Source organism: Paenirhodobacter ferrireducens (assembly GCF_004022265.1).
Lineage (GTDB): Bacteria > Pseudomonadota > Alphaproteobacteria > Rhodobacterales > Rhodobacteraceae > Rhodobacter > Rhodobacter ferrireducens.
The window spans coordinates 36,949-50,349 of the sequence record NZ_SAVB01000006.1 but is presented as its reverse complement, the minus strand read 5'-3'; the positions used below and the strand labels follow the sequence as shown (position 1 = coordinate 50,349).

Sequence of the window (13,401 nt, the reverse complement as noted above, 5' to 3'; positions counted from 1 at the left end):
CCCGCTCAGATCAGGCCCTTCGCCCGGAACAGCGCCTTGATGTCGCTTTCGGGGCGCGCGCCGTAATGGCTGATGACCTCGGCTGCGGCGACGCAGCCCATGGCGCCCGCCACCTTCAGGCTCTGCCCGGTGGCATAGCCATAGAGGAAGCCCGCCGCGAACTGGTCGCCCGCCCCGGTCGCATCGACCGGCACGACGCGATGCACCGGCACCTCGACCCGCTCCGCGCCGCGGATCAGCACCACATCGGCGCCCGAGCGGGTGCAGACCACCAGCCCGCATTCCGCCGCCGCCTGCGCCAGCGCCGTCTCGAGATCGGTCTGATAGAGCGATTCCCACTCGTGCTGGTTGCCGATGACGTAATCCATCTCTTCCGCCACCAGACGGCGGAAGCTGTCGCGGTGACGATCGACGCAGAACGGGTCCGACAGCGCGATCCCCGCCTTGCCACCGCCACGGTGGCAGCCCTGCGCCGCCTTCAGGAACGCCGCCTTGCCGTAATCCTTGTCGAAGAGATAGCCCTCGAGGAACAGGATCTCGGTGTTCTCCACCACCTCGAGCGGCACGTCCTCGGTCGAGACCTCCGCCGAGATGCCGAGATAGGTGTTCATCGAGCGCTCGCCATCCGGGGTGACGAAGATCATCGAGCGCGAGGTCGGCAGATCGGCTGCGGCGACCGGCGGGTTCGGAAAGCCCGTGCCCTCGCCCTGCAGCGCCGCCTCGTAGAAGCGGCCAAGCGCATCGTCGCGCACCCGGCCGATGAAGGCGGTGTTCAGACCAAGGTTGCCAAGCCCGGCGATGGTGTTGCCGACCGAACCGCCAGGCGCCTGCGTGCGCTCTCGCATCGCGGCATAGAGCACCTCGGCGCGCTCGCGCTCGATCAGCTGCATGATGCCCTTCTCGATGCCCATCAGCTCGAGGAAGCTGTCGTCGCATTGCGCGATGACGTCGACGATGGCGTTGCCGATACCGACAACCTGATAGTTCTTCACGCGGTTTTCTCCTCGAAGGCGCACAGGTCGCGGATCAGGCAATCGGCGCAGCGCGGCTTGCGCGCGGTGCAGATATAGCGGCCATGCAGGATCAGCCAGTGATGTGCGTGTTGCTGGAATTCGACGGGCACGTTGTCCTCGATCGCCCGCTCGACGGCGTCGACATCCTTGCCCGGGCAGATGCCGGTGCGGTTGCCGATGCGGAAGATATGGGTGTCGACCGCCTGCGCCGGATAGTGGAACCACATGTTCAGCACCACATTCGCGGTCTTGCGCCCGACCCCCGGAAGGCTCATCAGCGCGGCGCGCGAGGACGGCACCTCGCCGCCGAAACGCTCGACGAGGATCGCGCTGAGCTTCATCACGTTCTTCGCCTTCTGCCGGAACAGGCCGATGGTCTTGACATGCTCGATCAGCCCCTCCTCGCCGAGGGCGAGCATCTTTGCGGGCGTGTCGGCGATCGGAAACAGGCTGCGGGTGGCCTTGTTCACCCCCGCATCCGTCGCCTGCGCCGAGAGCGCCACCGCGACGAGCAGGGTGAAGGCGTTGGTGTGCTCGAGCTCCCCCTTCGGGTGGGGCTCGGCCGCCGCGAACCGGCGGAACACCTGCTGCATGGTTTCATAGTCGAACTGGCGTGCCATGCCCCCTTCTGCCCGCCCCGCCCGGCGCCGGCAAGGGGGCTGTGCCGGAGCCGGGAAATTTCGTGCCGGGGTGGTGCCGTTAACCCGACATTTTCTCTGTTGCGCGAAGATCGGCAGGGAATCGGCGCGGAAGACGGCAGGAGAGGATGATGCAGGTTGGCTACCCGGTGTCGGCGCTCAGCTTCGACCCGCAGCGCAAGGTCTGGTCGCTGGCCCCCGACTTCGATCCGGGCACGATGCTGTGGCGGCTGGTCCAGACCGAAGACGGGGCAGAGCTGCGCGACGCGCTCGACCGCCCCGTCACCTGCGGGATTGCCTCGGCCGAGCTGCCGCTGTTGCTGCGCGCGGCAAGCGGGCGGATGCTGCGGCTTGAGCGGATCGACATCGACGGGCTGCCCGGCCTCTTCATTGCCTCCGAACCGTTCGTTCCCGGTGCCGAGTATACCGAGCTGCCGCATCCCGCCACCGCCGGCCGCGCCGCCGGCCCTGAGGAGATCGCCCGCCTGCCCGCCCTCGGCCCCGGCACGATGATCGCCACCGCCGACGGGCCGCAGGCGATCGACTGGCTGCGCCCGGGCGACGAGATCCTCACCCGCGACCACGGACTGAGACCGCTCGTCTGGCTCGGCCATCATGTGATGCCACTGCGCGCGCCCGCGGTGTCGCGCCCGCTGCGGATTTCCGCCGCGGCCTTCGGACCGACCCATCCCGAGCACGCGACCATCGCCTCGCCCGGGCTTGGCATCCTGCTCGCCGGCCCCGAGCTGAAATTCTGGTTCACCGAGGGCGAGATGTTCGGCCGCGTCGCCGAGATCTGCACCGCCCCGCGCCTCGAAGGGCGGCAATCGCTCTACACCCTGCTGTTCGACGCGCCCGAAATCGTACTGGCGAATGGGATCTGGGTCAGTTCGGTGCAGCTCGACGCCGCCTATGCGGCGCTGCTGCCGGCCGAACTGCGCATGACCCTGCGCCCGCGCCTTGCCGAGGCCCATGCCGAGGCGGCACGGTCCTGGCTCGAACGCTGGGAGGTCGAGATGTTCTGCCGCGCCCGCAATGCGCGGCGCCGGGTGATCGCCGCCTGAGACGCCGAATGCGCAGCTTTCGGGTCGCGTCGGCGCGCTGCCTCGGGATAGGATCGGTTGTCCCGTCCTGACCCGAGCCCGCCGATGTCCGACACTGTCTTTCCCCCCGCCGCCCTGCCCGACGCCGATGCCGAGGCGCAGCGGCAGGATTACCACTACCGCGTCATCTCGCGCGCGCTGCACGAGATCGACGCGGCCCGGGCCGAGGCAGCGGCGGGTGGTCACCGGCGCGAGCTGCCGCTGGCCGATCTGGCGGCCCGGCTCGGCTTCTCGCCCGCGCATTTCCAGCGCGTGTTCTCTGCCTGGGTCGGGGTCTCGCCGAAGCGCTATCAGCAATATCTGTCGCTCGATCTGGCGCGCGAGCTGCTGGCCGAACACCTGCCGCTCGAGGAGGTCGCCGCCGGCGCTGGCCTCTCCGGCCCGTCGCGGCTGCATGATCTCTTCCTTCGCTGGGAGGCGATGACCCCGGGTGAATTCGCCGCAGGCGGCGGCGGACTGACAATCCGCTGGGGCCGCTTCCCCTCGCCCTTCGGCGAGGCGCTGGCCTTCGCCACCGCGCGCGGCCTGTGCGGTCTCGCCTTCACCGCCGAGACCGGTTTCGATGCGGCCTTCGCCGACATGGCGGCGCGCTGGCCCGGCGCCACGCTGCGCGAGGAGGCCGACGCGATCCGGCCTTGGGTCGAGGCGGCGCTTGGCGGCCGCGGCGAGGCGGCGCTGACGCTGATTGGTGCCCCCTTTCAGATCAAGGTCTGGGAGGCGCTGCTTGCCATCCCCTCGGGCGAGGTGACGACCTATTCCGAGATCGCCGCGCGGATCGGCAATCCTGCGGCGGTGCGCGCCGTCGGCACCGCGGTCGGACGCAACCCGATCAGCTACCTGATCCCCTGCCACCGCGCCTTGCGCAAGTCGGGCGGGCTCGGTGGCTATCACTGGGGCCTGCCGGTCAAGCGCGCGATGCTGGCGCGCGAGGCGGCACGGGGCGACGCCGGCATCGCCCCGACGCTGCTGTGCCTCGCCCAGAAGTGATGGGCAAAGAACCGCCACCCGCGCAGATCGGATGGAACAAATCCCGGGGGATCGCGTAGAACGGGTGAGACGCCTCAAGGGCGCATTCCCACGCGAGAGCACGGACATGAAGAAGAACATCCCCTTCCTCGTCGCGGCCACCGGCCTGATCGGCCTGACCGCCTGCACCGACACCTACGGCCCGGGCTATGACGCCTCGACCGACCCGAACGCCAAACGCAACTCGGGCGCGATCACCGGCGCGCTGATCGGCGGCGTCTTCGGCGCGACCCGGCGCGGCGACGACAAGCTGGCGAAGGCCGCAACCGGCGCGATGATCGGCGGGCTGATCGGCGGCGCGATCGGCAGCCAGCTTGACAAGCAGGCGCAGGAACTGCGCCGCGACCTCGACACCAACGGCGTCTCGGTGGTCAACACCGGCTCGCAGCTCGTCGTCACCATGCCGCAGGACGTGCTCTTCGCCACGGACAGCTCGGTGGTGCGTGGCGATCTGCAGCGCGACCTCTACACCCTTGCGGGCAGTCTGAACCGCTATCCCGACACCACGGTCGAGGTGGTGGGCCACACCGACAACACCGGCGACGCGAACTACAACCAGCGTCTGTCGCAGCAGCGCGCCGATTCCGTCGCGCAGATCCTGATCGGCGCCGGCGTGCCGCGCTCGCGCCTCGTCGCCTATGGCCGCGGTGAAGATCAGCCGATCGCCTCGAACCTCACCGTCGAGGGCCGCGCGCAGAACCGCCGGGTCGAGTTCATCATCCGCCCGAACAACTGATCCGCGTCGCACGGCGACCCAAGGCCGGGGCCCTCCCCGGCCTTTTTGCTGCGATTCCCATTGCCGGGCCCCGGATGTGGTCATACATCTTGACCAACGGGGGGAAGCAATGCCGTTCCAGAAGATCGAATCCGAAAAGCTCGCCTCGGCGGTCGTCCGCCAGATCGAAGGGCTGATCCTGCAGGGCATCCTGCGGCCCGGCGAACGGCTGCCCTCCGAGCGCGAACTGTCCGAGCGCCTCGCGGTCTCGCGCCCCTCGCTGCGCGAGGCGGTGGCCGAGCTGCAGGAGGAAGGCCTTCTGACCACCCGTGCGGGTTCGGGCATCTTCGTGGCCGACGTGCTCGGCTCGGCCTTCTCGCCGGCGCTGATCCGGCTCTTCGCGCGCGACGAGCAGGCGGTTTTCGATTACCTCTCGTTCCGGCGCGACCTCGAGGGGCTGGCCGCCGAACGCGCTGCGCGGCTTGCCTCGGACACCGACCTGCGGGTGATCGACACACTGTTTCAGCGCATGGAAGCGGCGCATGCGAAGCGCAACCCGGCCGACGAGGCGGCGCTCGATGCGCAATTCCACATGGCGATCATCGAGGCCGGGCACAACGTCATCACCTTGCACATGATGCGCGCGATGTTCGACCTGCTGCAGGAGGGTGTGTTCTACAACCGCCAGGTCATGTTCCGCAATCGCCCGACCCGCGACGCGCTGCTGGAACAGCACCGCGCGATCAACGCGGCCATTCAGGCGCGCGACGGGGCCGCGGCCCGCGCCGCCGTGGCCGATCACATGGAATTCGTCGAGAAGGCGCTGACCGAACAGCGCAAGGCCGAGCGCCACGAGACCCTTGCACAGATGCGGCTGCGCCACGAGGCCGAGAAGGCGGGCTGAGCCCCCGGCCCAGCTGCAGACATGAAAAAACCCGGCCTTGCGGCCGGGTTTTCAACTTTCCCAAGGCAGGTCTCAGTTGAGACGTGCCTGCACCTCGGAGATCGCAGTGTCGATCAGCCCGGCTTTGCGGTCAGGCGTCATCTGGCCGGCAAGCACTTCGGCCGCGGCGGCGATCGCCACCTGAACGGCACGGTCCTTGACGTCCTTCAGCGCCGAAGCCTCGGCCGAAGCGATCTGCTCCTCCGCCGCCTTCAGACGCCGCGCGATCGACGCCTGCAGCTCGGCCTTGGCCACGTCGGCCGCCGCCTGCGCATCGCGCTTCGCAGCCACCACGATGCCCTCGGCCTGCGCCTGGACTTCACGCGCCTTGCGCTCGTAGGAGGCAAGGATCGACTGCGCTTCTTCACGCAGCGCACGAGCTTCGTCGAGTTCCGACTTGATCGTGTCCGCGCGCTTGTCGAGCAGGGAGCCGAGCAGCGCCGGAACCTTGAACTTGACGATGATCGCCACGAACAGAAGGAAGGCGATCAGCACCACGAAGTTCGGGTTGCGCAGCGAGAAGAACGGCCCTTCCTCGGAGGCGAGCGCCGGCGAAGCGGCGAGGATGAAGAGAAGCGTGAGTTTCTTCATGGTCTCAGCCTTTCACCCGTGCGCCAACGGCCGTGGCCAGAGCCCCGGTGTCAGCCTGCCCGCCAAGAGCGACGACGATCTCGGCCGCGGCATCGCGCGCGACGGCTTCCACCGCCTCGAGCGCCCCGGCACGGATCTCGTTGATCCGGGCTTCCGATTCCGTGGCGCGCTTGGCGATCTCGGTATCGGCCTTGGCGGTCGCCGCGTCGAGGTCCTTCTGGATCTCGGCCTTGGTTTCCGCGATGATCTTCTGAGCCTGAGCCCGGGCATCCGCGAGCGCCTTTTCATAGGCGGCCTCGGCGTCCTTCGCCTTCAGCTTGTAGTCCTCGGCGGCGGCAATGTCGCCGGCGATGGTGCTCTGGCGATCGGCCAGCACCGCGGAGATCCGCGGCAGGGCGATGCGCGAAAGCATCCAGTAGATCACGACCAGCGCGACGCAGAGCCAGAAGATCTGGTTCGGGAAGGTCGAAAGATCAAGCTGCGGCATCGGCACGGCGGCCGCGGCACCATGCGCCGCATCACCCGCCATCTCGGCCACTTGCTGTTCAGTTTCCATGTCGTCCCCCTGGACCCTCAGATAACCGGATGGGCCCGCGTGCGGACCCATCCGACCGAAAGGATTGGATCAGGGATCAGACCGCGAACAGCAGCAGCAGGGCGACGAGGAACGCGAAGATGCCCAGAGCTTCGGCGAAGGCCATGCCGATGAACAGCGTGGCGGTCTGGCCGGCGGCGGCCGACGGGTTGCGCAGCGCGCCGTTCAGGAAGTTACCGGCGACGTTGCCAACACCCATGGCGGCGCCCGCCAGGCCGATGCAGGCCAGGCCCGCGCCGAGGTATTGACCGAATTCCGAGATGCTGCCTTCCATTGGGATGCTCCTTAGGGATTGAAAGGTTGAAACTTTGTCTCTCTGCGGTCCGGGCCTCAGTGGCCCGGATGCAGCGCGTCCTTCAGGTAGACGCAGGTGAGGATGGTGAACACGTAGGCCTGCACGAGGGCCACGATCACTTCGAGCCCGTACATCGCGGTGACCGCGAGGACCGACAGCGGGGTGACCAGCACGCCGACGGCGGCCGACATCAGGATCACCGGCGCGAAGCCCGCGAAGACCTCGATCACGGCGTGGCCGGCCATCATGTTGCCCGCAAGTCGGATCGAGTGGCTGACCGGACGCACGAAGTAGGAGATCACCTCGATCACCGCGAGGATCGGGCGCAGCGCGAGCGGCGCCGAGCTGACCCAGAACAGGCCGAGGAAATGGGTGCCGTTCTTCACGAAACCGACGACGGTCACGGTGACGAAGACCAAGATCGCCAGCACGCCGGTGACGGCGATATGGGCGGTCGGGGTGAACGAGAGCGGGATCAGGCCGAGGAAGTTCGAGAAGACGATGAACAGGAACAGCGTGAAGATGTAGGGGAAGAACTTCAGCCCTTCCTTGCCGGTCACGTCCTCGACCATCTTGTGGATGAAGCCATAGACGAGCTCGGCGAGCGACTGCATCCGCGACGGGATGATCGCGCGGCCGCGGGTGCCGACGACGAGCAGCAGCGCCATGCAGATCAGGCCGATCGCCATCCACAGGGTGACGTTGGTGGGCGTGTACCAATGGATCGGCCCGTCACCGAACAGGGAATGGATCTTGAAAGGTTCCATCGGATGGAACGCCAGACCTTCACTCGCTTCTTCCGCCACGTCTATTTTCCCTCTGCATCGGAGGCCGGGGCCGCCGCATGTGCCTTCTTGTTCATCTCTTCGGCGGAGCGGATCACCACCCGGATCCCCGCCACGAGCCCGAGGAGCGTGAACACCAGCATCAGCCAGGGCTTCGTCCCCGCAAGCGCGTCGAGCCCAAATCCGATGCCGAAGCCGATCCCCAGCCCCGAAACCATCTCGATGACCATCCGCCACGCCATGTCGGCCTGGCGGAACTTGTCATCCGCCGCGGGCTTCGGAGCCTTTTCCTTGCGCAGCTCGGCCAGGCGCCGTTCCAGCGCCACAAGGCGCTCGGGATCGTGCTCGTCCGAGGGACGGTCAGTCATAGGCTCCCCCCGCAACAACTCGGGGCTTTGATAGACTTCACCGCCCTGTGAGTCAACGCCGTTAGCGCCCATCATGAGATCGACTAACTCCTTGTTTCGAAATAGTTTCTGAAATCACCTCCTGTCCCATGACCGCCCAAATGTGCTGCGGCGCGGAAATCGCATATTCAACCTTCCGGTTGACGTTTTTGCCCCCCCACCGCATCACTGGGCCATGAGCACATCGGCCACCGCCCCCCTCGATGCCGTCTTCGCCGCGCTGGCCGACCCCACGCGCCGCGCGATCCTGACCATGCTGCTCGAGGATGACATGGCGGTCACCGATGTCGCCGAGCCCTTCGAGATGTCGCTCGCCGCGATCTCGAAACACCTCGCGATCCTCGCCGAGGCCGGGCTGATCTCTCAGGAAAAGCGTGGCCGGGTGAAATGGTGCAAGCTCGAGCCTGCGGCGATGGCCGGCGCCATCACCTGGATCCAAAGCTTCGGTCAGCTGGAGCCGATCGACCTTGATGCCTTCGAGCGCTTCCTGGAGACGGAATTGCGCGACACGGATGGCGCCGAGGGGGTGCCGCCCCCTCGGCCCTGACGGGCCTCACCCCAGGAGATTTGAGGCAATTGGAAGGGAGGGCCGCGGCGCCCAAAGCCCTTCCCGCCCTCTTCCCCTCTTCCAATTGCCCCAAATATCCTCGGGGGGTGAACCGGCCGCTGGCCGGGAAGGGGGCAGACAGCCCCCTGCCCCGCTCTCAGGCGAACCCGTGGCTCCGGTCATAGCCGTTCGGCGCAGGCGAGGCCCAGCCCGCGGGCGCCTGCTGCGGGCGATAGATCTCGATCTTCAGCGGATGACAGGCGGCGGCGTCCGAGCTGTGCTCGGAAGAGCAGTCGCCGCCCGGGCAGGCCGAGAGCGCGCCGGCGAGATCGATCTCGGCGAAGAATTCGAGAAAATCGCCCGGCCGCACCGGGCTTGCCTTCATGAAATACTGCCCGGCGTCGCGGGTGAAGCCCGTGCACATGAAGACATTCAGCACGTCGTGCACCAGCCCCTCGCAGGCCTCGGTCGTCATTCCGCGGCCTTCGGCGAGCGCCCGGGTCAGGTTCGAGTGGCAGCAATGGTGATAGGTCTCGCCTCCCGACAGCAGGTAATGCGTGTAGGGGTCGCAGCGAGTGCCGATCACGTCATGCACCGAGCCGCCATGCTCGTCGAAGCCATACCAGTCGAGCGTGTCCTCGGTGATCGTCGCCATCGGCCGCAGGAAGGGCAGCGAGGACCAGAGCTGATCGCCGGTCGACAGATGCGTGCCATGCAGCGCGCGGGTCTTGCCAGAATAGAAGCGCTCGGTCAGATCTTCGAGGTGCCACAGATCGAGGTCGCCGACCTGCGGCCCCTCGATCGAGACGATGCGGAAGAAATGCCCGGCCGGCACCGTGAAGAAGCGCGCCTCGCGCGGCGGCACGATCACCTCCTCGAGCAGTTCCCAACCGGGGCGCACGGCGCGATAGCCTGCCACGTCCGGGCGCGGCAGGGTTTCGACCGGATAGCAGATCACCGGGTGGATCGCCCGTCGCGCGGCGGCATCGGCGGGGGCGGCATGGTCTGGACGGGAAAGTTTCATCGCGGCTCCTTGGCTGGTGCCTTATCCTGCCATGGCCGCGGCAAAACAAAAGCCCCGGCGCGACGCGCGGGGCTTCGGTTTCGACATCGGTCGGTGCGCTCAGGCGGCCGAGTAATACCCGAACATCTGCTCGATCGGGGTTTCGACAGCGGCGATCGCCGCGGTGGCCGAGACCTCGTCTTCGGGGATGTAATAGGCGTAGGCCTGCTCCAGAACCCGCAGCGCCTCTTCGGCCTGTTCGCGTTCGGACGCCTTCACGAATTTGACGATCTTCGACATGGAACTCTCCTGTGGTCGGATTGAGTTCCTCCCTGCCGGTCCATGTAGGGGATCGGGGCGCGTCTGGGAAGGGGCACAGGCGCAAGGGTGCCATGCAGATGCTGCAGTGCAGCAAATCGTCACACCCCGGACAGACAGGAGCCCCGGATCGCTCCGGGGCCCCGATCGTGTGGTGCTGCCTCAGACCTGACGGCTGACCATCAGCCGCTTGATCTCGGCGATCGCCTTCGCCGGGTTCAGCCCCTTCGGGCAGGTCTTGGTGCAGTTCATGATGGTGTGGCAGCGATAGAGCTTGAACGGATCCTCGAGCGCATCGAGACGCTCAGCCGTCGCCTCGTCGCGGCTGTCGATGATCCAGCGATAGGCATGGAGCAGCGCCGCCGGGCCGAGGTAGCGGTCCGAGTTCCACCAGTAGCTCGGGCAGGAGGTCGAGCAGCTGGCGCACATGACGCATTCGTAGAGACCGTCGAGCTTGCGGCGGTCTTCGATCGACTGCCGCCATTCCTTCTCGGGAACGTTGGTCTTGGTCTGCAGGAACGGCATGATCGAGGCGTGCTGCGCATAGAAATGCGTCAGGTCCGGGATCAGGTCTTTCACCACCGGCATGTGGGGCAGCGGGTTGATCTTGACGGTGTCGCCCTTGATCTCGTCGAGACCATAGATGCAGGCGAGCGTGTTGATCCCGTCGATGTTCATCGCGCAGGAGCCGCAGATGCCTTCGCGGCAGGAGCGGCGGAAGGTCAGCGTCGGGTCGATCTCGTTCTTGATCTTGATCAGCGCGTCAAGGACCATCGGACCGCATTTGTCCATGTCCAGGAAATAGCTGTCGACGCGCGGGTTCTCCCCGGTGTCCGGATCCCAGCGGTAGATCTGGAACTTGCGCACATTCTTGGCGCCTTCCGGCTTCGGCCAGGTCTTGCCGACGCGGATCTGCGAATTCTTCGGAAGCTTGAACTGAACCATGGTTTTCACCCTCTCCAGTCGGTTCTGGCGTAAAGCGGCCGCGTCGGCATGCGGCCGGATCTCTGATAGACGCAGCGGTCATAGGCCGCTGACGGGTCTCCTTGCGTGCGCAGCCCGAGATTGAGCCGCACCTTGGCGGTGGTGCGCGGGCCGGAACTGGTCATGCCGATGCCGGCTTCGCCAGAAACCGGAGGTTCCGGCGCGATCTGGCGGAAGCACTGCGCCTCGGCCTGCTCGACGGGCACGGGTCCGCAGCCGGCCAGAAGCGGCGCGAGCGCGACGCAGGCCAGCCACGGCAACCGCCGCCCCCCCTGCCCCGTCATCTCGCGGCTCCGCTCCATCGCCCCCCTCACAGCACGCCGAGCCCGTTGCGGGCGATGCACGACATCGTCGCGGGGCGCTGCGCAATGGTCATCACCGTCGAGACGGTGTCGGCGCTGACGCCGACGACCGCCCCCTTGGCGATGCTGTAAACCTCGCCCATCGAGGCGTTGTCGATGATGCAGTCGGTGACGGGGGCAGCATTCACCCCCGGCATCTTCTGCGCCACCACCCCGTTGACCACCGATTTGGCCTGAGCGCGCGCGACTTCCTCGGCGCTCTGCCCCATCGTGCAGGCCGACAGGGCCGCCGCCGCAAGGAGCGAAAGACCGCGCATCAGTAGACGCGCGCCTTCGGCGCGATCTTCTTCAGGTCGATCCCGCCCTCGTCCTGCGGCGTCAGCGGATCGACGTGGACCGCGCGATAGCTCAGGTCCACGGTCGAGCCGTGCACGCGCATGATCGAGTGCTTGCGCCAGTTCACGTCGTCGCGGTCCGGATAGTCCTCGTGCGCATGCGCGCCGCGGCTTTCCTTGCGCGCCTCGGCGCCGACGATCGTCGCCAGAGCGTTCGGCATCAGGTTCGTCAGCTCGAGCGTTTCCATCAGGTCCGAGTTCCAGATCAGCGACCGGTCGGTGACGTGCAGGTCGTTCATCTTCTCGGCGACGGCGGTCATCTTGACCACGCCTTCGGCCAGCGACTTGTCGGTGCGGAACACCGCGGCGTCCGACTGCATGGTCTTCTGCATCTCGAGACGCAGCGCGGCCGTGGGCACCGAGCCCTTGGCATTGCGCAGCCCGTCGAAGCGGTCGAAGGCCTTGTCGATTGCCGATTTGGCCGGCGTCGGGATCGCCTTCTCGCGGTCGATGACCTGGCCGGCGCGGATCGCGGCGGCGCGGCCGAAGACCACGAGGTCGATGAGCGAGTTCGAACCGAGACGGTTCGCCCCGTGCACCGAGGCACACCCCGCCTCGCCCACGGCCATCAGGCCCGGAACGACGGCGTCCTGGTCTTCGGCGGTCGGGTTGATGACCTCGCCCCAGTAGTTCGTCGGGATGCCGCCCATGTTGTAGTGCACGGTCGGCAGAACCGGGATCGGCTCCTTGGTCACATCGACGCCGGCGAAGATCTTCGCCGATTCCGAGATCCCGGGCAGACGTTCGGCCAGCGCTTCCGGCGGCAGGTGCGAGAGGTTCAGGAAGATGTGGTCCTTGTGCTCGCCCACGCCGCGGCCTTCGCGGATCTCGATCGTCATGCAGCGCGAGACGACGTCACGCGAGGCCAGATCCTTGTAATGGGGCGCATAGCGCTCCATGAAACGCTCGCCCTCGGAGTTGGTCAGATACCCGCCCTCGCCGCGCGCGCCCTCGGTGATCAGGCAGCCCGAGCCATAGATGCCGGTCGGGTGGAACTGCACGAATTCCATGTCCTGCAGCGCCAGACCCGCGCGCGCCACCATGCCGCCGCCGTCGCCGGTGCAGGTATGCGCCGAGGTCGCCGAGAAATAGGCACGGCCATAGCCGCCCGTCGCCAGCACGACCATCTTGGCCGCGAAGACGTGGAAGGTGCCGTCGTCGAGCTTCCAGCACAGCACGCCTTCGCAGGTCTTGCCGTCTTCGCTCATCAGCAGGTCGAGCGCGAAATACTCGATGTAGAATTCCGCGTTGTTCTTCAGCGACTGGCCGTAGAGCGTGTGCAGGATCGCGTGGCCGGTGCGGTCGGCCGCGGCGCAGGTGCGCTGCACCGGCGGGCCTTCACCGAACTCGGTGGTGTGGCCGCCGAACGGGCGCTGATAGATCTTGCCCTCTTCGGTGCGCGAGAACGGCACACCGTAGTGTTCCAGTTCATAGACCGCGGCCGGGGCGGCGCGCACCATGTATTCCTGCGCGTCGGTGTCACCGAGCCAGTCAGAGCCCTTGACGGTGTCGTAGAGGTGCCACTGCCAGTTGTCCGGACCCATGTTCGAAAGCGAGGCGGCGATGCCGCCCTGCGCCGCGACGGTGTGCGAACGGGTCGGGAAGACCTTGGTCACGCAGGCGGTACGCAGGCCCTGTTCGGCCATGCCCAGCGTGGCGCGCAGGCCCGCGCCGCCGGCACCGACCACCACGACGTCATAGTGATGCGTCTCGTAAGGATAAGCTGCCATTTGTATCGTCC

The 13,401-nt window shown here is 67.0% G+C and carries 18 protein-coding genes; 5 read left to right on the top strand and 13 right to left on the bottom strand.

All coding sequences use genetic code 11. From position 1 onward, the window contains the following. Positions 1–5 precede the first annotated feature (5 nt). Together EOW65_RS06050 and nth are read right to left on the bottom strand one after the other, a co-directional pair. Positions 6–992 (bottom strand): adenosine kinase, encoded by a 987-nt coding sequence (locus tag EOW65_RS06050; protein ID WP_128148080.1) that lies wholly within the window; start codon positions 990–992, stop codon positions 6–8. Next, a complete protein-coding gene (gene nth / locus EOW65_RS06045) occupies positions 989–1,633 on the bottom strand; it encodes an endonuclease III (RefSeq protein ID WP_128148079.1) in 645 nt (214 codons plus the stop codon). The genes EOW65_RS06050 and nth overlap by 4 nt, the downstream gene beginning before the upstream one ends. A gap of 149 nt (positions 1,634–1,782) precedes the next feature. Between nth and EOW65_RS06040 the strand changes: the two genes are divergently transcribed. From EOW65_RS06040 to EOW65_RS06025, 4 genes are all read left to right on the top strand, one after another. Then, positions 1,783–2,715 (top strand): Hint domain-containing protein, encoded by a 933-nt coding sequence (locus EOW65_RS06040; protein ID WP_164880010.1) that lies wholly within the window; start codon positions 1,783–1,785, stop codon positions 2,713–2,715. 84 nt (positions 2,716–2,799) lie between these two features. After that, positions 2,800–3,741: a methylated-DNA--[protein]-cysteine S-methyltransferase gene (locus tag EOW65_RS06035; RefSeq protein ID WP_128148077.1), complete on the top strand. Its 942-nt coding sequence runs from the start codon at positions 2,800–2,802 to the stop codon at positions 3,739–3,741. Between the two features lie 106 nt (positions 3,742–3,847). Then, the gene (locus EOW65_RS06030) at positions 3,848–4,516 is read left to right on the top strand and encodes an OmpA family protein (protein WP_128148076.1); all 669 of its coding nucleotides are present in this window, start codon (positions 3,848–3,850) and stop codon (positions 4,514–4,516) included. A gap of 109 nt (positions 4,517–4,625) precedes the next feature. Continuing rightward, a complete protein-coding gene (locus EOW65_RS06025) occupies positions 4,626–5,399 on the top strand; it encodes a FadR/GntR family transcriptional regulator (RefSeq protein ID WP_121533827.1) in 774 nt (257 codons plus the stop codon). 72 nt (positions 5,400–5,471) lie between these two features. Here EOW65_RS06025 and EOW65_RS06020 read toward each other — a convergent pair whose 3' ends face one another. The 5 genes from EOW65_RS06020 to EOW65_RS06000 form a co-directional block, all read right to left on the bottom strand. Beyond that, positions 5,472–6,029, bottom strand: a complete 558-nt coding sequence (locus EOW65_RS06020) for a F0F1 ATP synthase subunit B (RefSeq protein WP_121533828.1) — start codon at positions 6,027–6,029, stop codon at positions 5,472–5,474. A gap of 4 nt (positions 6,030–6,033) precedes the next feature. Further along, positions 6,034–6,585 carry a F0F1 ATP synthase subunit B' gene (locus tag EOW65_RS06015; RefSeq protein WP_128148075.1) on the bottom strand — a complete coding sequence of 184 codons (552 nt, stop codon included), beginning with the start codon at positions 6,583–6,585 and terminating at the stop codon, positions 6,034–6,036. A gap of 76 nt (positions 6,586–6,661) precedes the next feature. Continuing rightward, positions 6,662–6,898 carry a F0F1 ATP synthase subunit C gene (locus EOW65_RS06010; RefSeq protein WP_113899546.1) on the bottom strand — a complete coding sequence of 79 codons (237 nt, stop codon included), beginning with the start codon at positions 6,896–6,898 and terminating at the stop codon, positions 6,662–6,664. Positions 6,899–6,954: 56 nt separating this feature from the next. Next, positions 6,955–7,725 carry a F0F1 ATP synthase subunit A gene (locus EOW65_RS06005; RefSeq protein ID WP_276319593.1) on the bottom strand — a complete coding sequence of 257 codons (771 nt, stop codon included), beginning with the start codon at positions 7,723–7,725 and terminating at the stop codon, positions 6,955–6,957. Between the two features lie 2 nt (positions 7,726–7,727). After that, positions 7,728–8,072: an AtpZ/AtpI family protein gene (locus tag EOW65_RS06000; RefSeq protein ID WP_128148073.1), complete on the bottom strand. Its 345-nt coding sequence runs from the start codon at positions 8,070–8,072 to the stop codon at positions 7,728–7,730. Positions 8,073–8,286: 214 nt separating this feature from the next. Here EOW65_RS06000 and EOW65_RS05995 point away from each other — a divergent pair, with 214 nt between their 5' ends. Continuing rightward, positions 8,287–8,658: an ArsR/SmtB family transcription factor gene (locus tag EOW65_RS05995; protein ID WP_128148072.1), complete on the top strand. Its 372-nt coding sequence runs from the start codon at positions 8,287–8,289 to the stop codon at positions 8,656–8,658. A 157-nt stretch (positions 8,659–8,815) separates the two neighbouring features. On the opposite strand, the gene EOW65_RS05990 is transcribed toward EOW65_RS05995, so the two are convergent. The 6 genes from EOW65_RS05990 to sdhA all read right to left on the bottom strand — a co-directional run bounded on the left by EOW65_RS05990 (position 8,816) and on the right by sdhA (position 13,390). Next, positions 8,816–9,682 carry an urea carboxylase-associated family protein gene (locus tag EOW65_RS05990; protein WP_128148071.1) on the bottom strand — a complete coding sequence of 289 codons (867 nt, stop codon included), beginning with the start codon at positions 9,680–9,682 and terminating at the stop codon, positions 8,816–8,818. Between the two features lie 99 nt (positions 9,683–9,781). Beyond that, on the bottom strand, positions 9,782–9,961 hold the full coding sequence (locus EOW65_RS05985) for a hypothetical protein (RefSeq protein WP_128148070.1): 180 nt from the start codon (positions 9,959–9,961) through the stop codon (positions 9,782–9,784). A 180-nt stretch (positions 9,962–10,141) separates the two neighbouring features. After that, positions 10,142–10,924, bottom strand: coding sequence for a succinate dehydrogenase iron-sulfur subunit (locus EOW65_RS05980; RefSeq protein WP_128148069.1), 783 nt, complete (start codon positions 10,922–10,924; stop codon positions 10,142–10,144). Between the two features lie 5 nt (positions 10,925–10,929). Further along, entirely contained in the window at positions 10,930–11,247 is a 318-nt protein-coding gene (locus EOW65_RS05975) for a hypothetical protein (RefSeq protein ID WP_128148068.1), read from the bottom strand. Between the two features lie 26 nt (positions 11,248–11,273). Continuing rightward, positions 11,274–11,582: a succinate dehydrogenase gene (locus tag EOW65_RS05970; RefSeq protein ID WP_113899538.1), complete on the bottom strand. Its 309-nt coding sequence runs from the start codon at positions 11,580–11,582 to the stop codon at positions 11,274–11,276. Beyond that, on the bottom strand, positions 11,582–13,390 hold the full coding sequence (gene sdhA / locus EOW65_RS05965) for a succinate dehydrogenase flavoprotein subunit (RefSeq protein ID WP_128148067.1): 1,809 nt from the start codon (positions 13,388–13,390) through the stop codon (positions 11,582–11,584). The genes EOW65_RS05970 and sdhA overlap by 1 nt, the downstream gene beginning before the upstream one ends. Positions 13,391–13,401 lie beyond the last annotated feature (11 nt).